The 5562-nt window shown below is 72.7% G+C and carries 7 protein-coding genes; 4 read left to right on the top strand and 3 right to left on the bottom strand.

Features of this window, described 5'->3' with window-relative positions; translation table 11 throughout:
• Positions 1 to 44: 44 nt before the first annotated feature.
• Positions 45 to 308, bottom strand: coding sequence for a GlsB/YeaQ/YmgE family stress response membrane protein (locus tag ACFWGZ_RS39190; protein ID WP_382456658.1), 264 nt, complete (start codon positions 306 to 308; stop codon positions 45 to 47).
• 196 nt (positions 309 to 504) lie between these two features.
• Between ACFWGZ_RS39190 and ACFWGZ_RS39185 the strand changes: the two genes are divergently transcribed.
• Genes ACFWGZ_RS39185 through ACFWGZ_RS39175 form a run of 3 tightly spaced genes read left to right on the top strand, consistent with a single transcriptional unit; the run spans position 505 to position 2102 of the window.
• Positions 505 to 1299, top strand: a complete 795-nt coding sequence (locus ACFWGZ_RS39185; RefSeq protein WP_382456657.1) for an NAD(P)H-dependent oxidoreductase — start codon at positions 505 to 507, stop codon at positions 1297 to 1299.
• Positions 1300 to 1338: 39 nt separating this feature from the next.
• Entirely contained in the window at positions 1339 to 1698 is a 360-nt protein-coding gene (locus ACFWGZ_RS39180; protein ID WP_382456656.1) for an ArsR/SmtB family transcription factor, read from the top strand.
• Positions 1699 to 1745: 47 nt separating this feature from the next.
• Positions 1746 to 2102 carry an arsenate reductase ArsC gene (locus tag ACFWGZ_RS39175; RefSeq protein ID WP_382456659.1) on the top strand — a complete coding sequence of 119 codons (357 nt, stop codon included), beginning with the start codon at positions 1746 to 1748 and terminating at the stop codon, positions 2100 to 2102.
• A 7-nt stretch (positions 2103 to 2109) separates the two neighbouring features.
• On the opposite strand, the gene ACFWGZ_RS39170 is transcribed toward ACFWGZ_RS39175, so the two are convergent.
• Both ACFWGZ_RS39170 and ACFWGZ_RS39165 read right to left on the bottom strand, forming a co-directional pair.
• Complete coding sequence (locus ACFWGZ_RS39170; RefSeq protein WP_382456655.1) at positions 2110 to 3543, bottom strand: ATP-binding protein; 1434 nt, start codon at positions 3541 to 3543, stop codon at positions 2110 to 2112.
• Entirely contained in the window at positions 3543 to 5210 is a 1668-nt protein-coding gene (locus ACFWGZ_RS39165) for an FAD-dependent oxidoreductase (RefSeq protein ID WP_382456654.1), read from the bottom strand. The genes ACFWGZ_RS39170 and ACFWGZ_RS39165 overlap by 1 nt, the downstream gene beginning before the upstream one ends.
• 56 nt (positions 5211 to 5266) lie before the next feature.
• Between ACFWGZ_RS39165 and ACFWGZ_RS39160 the strand changes: the two genes are divergently transcribed.
• On the top strand, positions 5267 to 5533 hold the full coding sequence (locus ACFWGZ_RS39160) for a ubiquitin carboxyl-terminal hydrolase 14 (RefSeq protein WP_382456653.1): 267 nt from the start codon (positions 5267 to 5269) through the stop codon (positions 5531 to 5533).
• Positions 5534 to 5562 lie beyond the last annotated feature (29 nt).

Here is a 5562-nt window from a genome sequence, read left to right as displayed (position 1 = left end):
GCGCCCACCACCGGGGCGCGGGTCCTCCTCGCTGCGGTCCGGTGTTACCGCACGCCGGTGCGGTTGCGGCCGGCGATGGCTTCCGCGGTGCCGATGAGCAGCACGGAGGCGATCACGGCGATGATGAAGCCCAGCACGTTGAGCTCGAAGATGTCGCCGGTGCCGAGCAGGTTCGCGATGGTGCCGCCGATGACGGAGCCGACCAGCCCCAACAGCAGCGTCGCCACGATGCCGAGGTTCTGCTTGCCGGGCTTGATCAGTCGGGCGAGCGCGCCGATGATCAGTCCGGCGACGATGAACCCGATCACGTCACCCTCCTGGTGTGTCTCGATTTCCCTGCCCGGACCGGCTACCCCGGCGGTCCGGCGCCCAACCACCCGCGGTGGTGATCCACGGCTCTCTCGTGAACGCACGCACAGGCCGGCGAGACGATCACCCATTCCGCGTCCCGCGGGCGGCGGCTTGACTGGGGAGCGCCAGGACGCCGACAGACCGAGGTGACGCATGACCATCGTCCATCCACCGAAGCCGGACACCGCTCTGTGGGTGTACGCGCACCCCCGCCGCGACTCGCTGAACGACCACCTCCTGCGGGCGGGGACCAAGGCCCTCTCGCAGCGGTGCGAGGTGGTGGTCTCGGACCTCTACGCACAGGGCTTCGACCCCGTGCTGTCCGCCCGCGACCTGGGCGACCGGGCGGACAGCCGCACCGGCATCGCGGAGCTGGCAGGGGAGGCCTACGCCGCCGGCCTGCTGCCCGCCGACGTCCGCGAGGAGCAGGCCAGGCTGGCGGCGGCCGAACTGCTCGTCCTGCAGTTCCCGCTGTGGTGGTACGGGCCGCCGGCGATCCTGAAGGGCTGGTTCGACCGCGTCCTCACCACCGGGTTCGCCCACGGCGACGCCGATCCCGAGCTCGGCGTGCCCCGCCGGTTCGGCGACGGCGGCCTCGTGGGGCGCAAGGCGCTGGTCGTGGTCACCGTGGGCGAGGACGAGGCTTCCCTCGGCCCGCGCGGCATCGCAGGCGACCTCGACTCGCTGCTCTTCCCGATCACCCACGGCGTGCTCTGGTACGTGGGGATCGAGACGCTGGACCTGCACGTGGTCCACGATGCCGACTCGCTGGACCCGCGGGGGGCCGGGCGGGAGGCCGAACGGCTGGCGGCCAGGATCGGCGGACTCGCGGGCGAGCGCCCGCGGCTGTTCCGGCGCCTGCGCGACGGCGAGTACGCGGGCACCCGCGCGTTGCGGGAGGACCTGGCGCCGGGGCGCACCGACCTGGGGATCCACCTCGCCGACTGATTTCTTGCCCCCTGATTCGAAGAACGTCAAGATAGGGGGATGGCGAACCAGGAACGGCCGGGCGGCTGCCGGACCGCGGCGGCCGCGCCGCTCGACCCCGCCCGCGCGGCCGAGCTGGCCTCGGTGTTCAAGGCGCTGGGCGACCCGGTGCGGCTGCGGCTGCTCTCGATGATCGCGTCCCGCGAGGGCGGCGAGGTCTGCGTCTGCGAGCTGACGCCGGCCTTCGACCTCGCGCAGCCGACGATCTCGCACCACCTCAAGCTGCTGCGGCAGGCCGGGCTCGTGAACTGCGAACGCCGCGGCACGTGGGTCTACTACCGGGCGCTGCCCGCCACGCTCGACCGGCTCGCCGGGTTCCTGCACACCGCCGCGGGCAAGACCCTGGAGCCGGTGTCGTGAAGCCGTCCGTGCTGTTCGTCTGCGTGCACAACGCCGGCCGTTCCCAGATGGCCGCCGCCTTCCTCACCCACCTCGCCGGGGACCGCGTCGAGGTGCGCTCCGCCGGGTCGGCCCCGGCGGACGCGGTCAACCCGCACGTCGTGAGCGCGATGGCGGAAGCCGGGATCGACCTCTCCCGCGAGTTCCCGAAGGTGCTCACCACCGAGGTGGTGCGCACCTCGGACGTGGTGATCACGATGGGGTGCGGCGACGCCTGCCCGGTCTTGCCCGGCAAGCGCTACCTGGACTGGGCGCTGGAGGACCCGGCGGGCCGGGGCGTCGAGCAGATCCGGCCGATCCGCGACGAGATCGAACGGCGGGTGCGCGCCCTGGTCGCCGAACTCGACGCGGCCCCCGGCACCTGATCGGCGCTCACACCCCCGGCGCGCCGCCCTGCGCGGGGACGGCGTCCAGGGGCAGCACGACCTGGAACCGGGTGTCGCCCGGCGCCGACTCCACCCGGATCGCGCCGTGGTGCTTGTTGACGACGATCCGCCACGAGATCTCCAGGCCGAGCCCGGTGCCCTCGCCGACCGGCTTGGTGGTGAAGAACGGCTCGAAGATCCGGCCCTGCACCTCCGCCGGGATGCCGGGGCCCGTGTCGCCGATCTCCACGACCAGGTGCCGGTCCTCGCCGAAGGTCCGCACGGTCAGCGTCCCCGACCCGCCCATCGCGCCCAGGGCGTTGTCGATCATGTTCGTCCACACCTGGTTGAGCTCTCCGGCGAAGGCGGGGACGTGGGGGAGCGCGCGGTCGTAGTCCTTCACCACCCGGACGTCCGAGAGCTTCCCGCCGAACATGACCAGGGTCGAGTCGAGCAGCTCGTGCACGTCGACCACCTGGAACGGCGCGCGGTCCATCTGCGAGTACTGCTTGGCGGCGCCGACGAGGGTCGAGACCCTGGTGGTCGCGTCCTCGATCTCGTTCATCAGCATCTCGGTCTCGACCGTGTACCGCAGCCAGTGCACGGCGGACCCGGTCATGGCGGCGGGGCACGCCGTGAGCGAGTTCTCCAGCCACTCGACGTCGAGCCCGGCGGCGACCAGCACCGGTGCCACGTCCCAGCCACCGGTGATGTCGTGCTCGTCGAGCCAGTCGGCGACCTCGTCCTCGGCGTCGCTCGCCTCCAGCGGGCTGCGCTTCGGCGCCTTGGCGACCCGTTCGACCGCCTTCTCCTGCAGCTTCACGAGCGCCGGCAGCTCGGCAGGGTCGATCGACCCCCCGGCGAGCATGGCGAGCTTGTGCCGCATGCCCGCGACCCGTTCGCGCAGCGCCGCGGTCGCGCGCACGGCGGCCGCGGCCGGGTTGTTGAGCTCGTGGGTGAGGCCCGCGGACAGGGCGCCGAGCGCGGTGAGCCGTTCGTGCTGGCCGACCGTCGCCTGGGTGTTGCGCATGCCCCAGAACAGGCCCTCCAGCAGGTGCATCGCCATCGGGAACCACGCGCGCACCATCGGGCCGAACTCGTCGGCGTCGAACTGCAGCATCGCCGTGTCGGTGACCGACTCGACGGTCATCTGGTAGGCCGCCTGGTCGAGCTCCAGGTACGCCTGGGTGGCGCCGAAGTACGAGCCGCGCAGGCTGCTGCGGCTCACCTCGACGCGCTGGCCGCCGATGGTGCGGCACAGCGCCACCGTGCCCTCCAGCAGCAGGAAGAAGCACGTCGCCGGCTCGCCCTCGGTGAGCACGGGGGTGCCCGCGCTGCGGGTCTCGACGTGGCCGTGCGCGGCCAGCCAGTCGAGCTGCGCGTCGTCGAGCTCCTCGAACAGGAACAGGCCGCGCAGTTCGGCGGCGGTGAGCCTCTGCATCAGGACCTCGCCAGGTAGCGGTGGACCAGGGTGACCGCCATCGCGCCCTCGCCGACGGCGGACGCGACGCGCTTGACCGACTCCGCGCGGACGTCGCCCGCCACGAACACGCCGGGCACGTTCGTCTCCAGGTGGTACGGCACCCGGTCGAGGTCCCAGCCGGGCGGCGTGCCGCCGAGGTCGGGACCGGCGAGCAGGAAGCCGCGGTCGTCGCGTTCCAGGGTGCCGTCGAGCCAGTCGGTGCGCGGGGCGGCGCCGATGAACGCGAACAGCCAGCTCGCCTCGACGGTCGTCTTCTCGCCGGTCTTGTTGTCCAGCAGCGTCAGCGTCTCCAGGTGGTCGGTGCCGGTGCCACCGCACACCTCGGTGCCGGTGCGGACCTCGACGTTCGGGATCGCCGCGAGCTGGTCGACGAGGTACCGCGACATCGACTGCTCCAGCGAGTCGCCGCGCACCAGGATCACGACCTTCCGCGCGTGCGCGGAGAAGTACACGGCCGCCTGCCCGGCGGAGTTCGCGCCGCCGACGAGGTAGACGTCCTGGCCCGCGCAGTTCGGGCCCTCGGTGGTCGAAGCGCCGTAGAACACGCCCCGGCCGGTCAGTTCGCCCAGCCCGGGCGCGTCGAGCAGCCGGTACGAGACGCCGGTGGCGAGGATGACCGTGTGGGCGGCGAGCTCGGTGCCGTCGCCGAACCGCACGATCCGCGCCGAGCCCCGGCGTTCCAGTGCCACGACGTCGCGCGTGGTGAGCAGCTCGACGCCGAACTTGACGGCCTGCCGGCGGGCGCGTTCGGTGAGCTGGCCGCCGGACACGCCGTCGGGGAAGCCCAGGTAGTTCTCGATGCGGCTGCTGGTGCCGGCCTGACCGCCGGTCGCGATCCGTTCCACGAGGACGGTCCGCAGCCCCTCCGACCCGCCGTACACCGCGGCGCCGAGGCCCGCCGGTCCGCCGCCCACGACGATCAGGTCGTAGAACTCCGCGGACGGCTGGGTGCTCAGGCCCACCTCGGCGGCGAGCTCCGAGTCGGACGGGTCCACCAGGGCCTTGCCACCGGCCGTCACGACGACGGGCAGCGTCGCGCCGTCCTGGTGCGCCGCGGTGAGCAGGCAGCGCGCCTCCGGCTCCTCCAGCGCGTGCCAGCGGAACGGGACGTTGTTGCGCGCCAGGAAGTCGCGCACCTCGTAGGAGCGCGGCGACCAGCGGTGCCCCACCACCCGCACGCGCTGCGGCGGCTGCCGGTCGCTCACGGCCCACGCCCGCAGCTGCTCGTCGAGCACCGGGTAGAGGTTCTCCTCCGGCGGGTCCCACGGCTTGAGCAGGTAGTGGTCGAGGTCGACGACGTTGATCGCGCGGATCGCGGCGTCGGTGTCGGCGTAGGCGGTGAGCAGCACCCGGCGCGCCTGGGGGAACACGTCCATGGCCTGCTCGAGGAACTCGATGCCGCTCATCTGCGGCATCCGGTAGTCGGCGAGCAGCGCCGCGACCTCCTCGCCGCGCAGCTTGATCTCGTGCAGCGCCTCGAGGGCCTGGGGCCCGGACTCCGCCCGCACGATCCGGTAGTGCTCGCCGTACTCGCGGCGCAGGTCGCGCGCCACCGCGCGCGAGACGGCGGGGTCGTCGTCCACCGTGAGGATCGAAGGCCGCGCGACGCGACCGGCAGTCGTCATGTGCCCAGTCAAACACCCGGACTGGCCGATGGTCGCAATGGATGTACCGTCTGGCCGTGACCACGACTACCTGCGAGCACGTCGCCGAGCTGGGGCCCGACCCCGCTCCCAGCACCACGGAGGGTTGCGAGGACTGCCTGGCCGCCGGCGGCAGGTGGGTGCACCTGCGGCTGTGCCTGGGCTGCGGCAAGGTCGGCTGCTGCGACTCCTCGCCCGCCAAGCACGCCTCGAAGCACTTCGCCGACGAGGGCCACCCGGTCATCCGCTCGTTCGAGCCGGGTGAGAACTGGCGCTGGTGCTTCGTGGACAACACCGTCGTCTGACCCGGCCGGGGCGTGGCACGGCGCGGGAG

Source organism: Lentzea sp. NPDC060358, assembly GCF_042725365.1.
Taxonomy (GTDB): domain Bacteria; phylum Actinomycetota; class Actinomycetes; order Mycobacteriales; family Pseudonocardiaceae; genus Lentzea.
The sequence above is the reverse complement of the archived record's forward strand: the minus strand, read 5'-3'. Positions and strand labels throughout refer to the sequence as shown.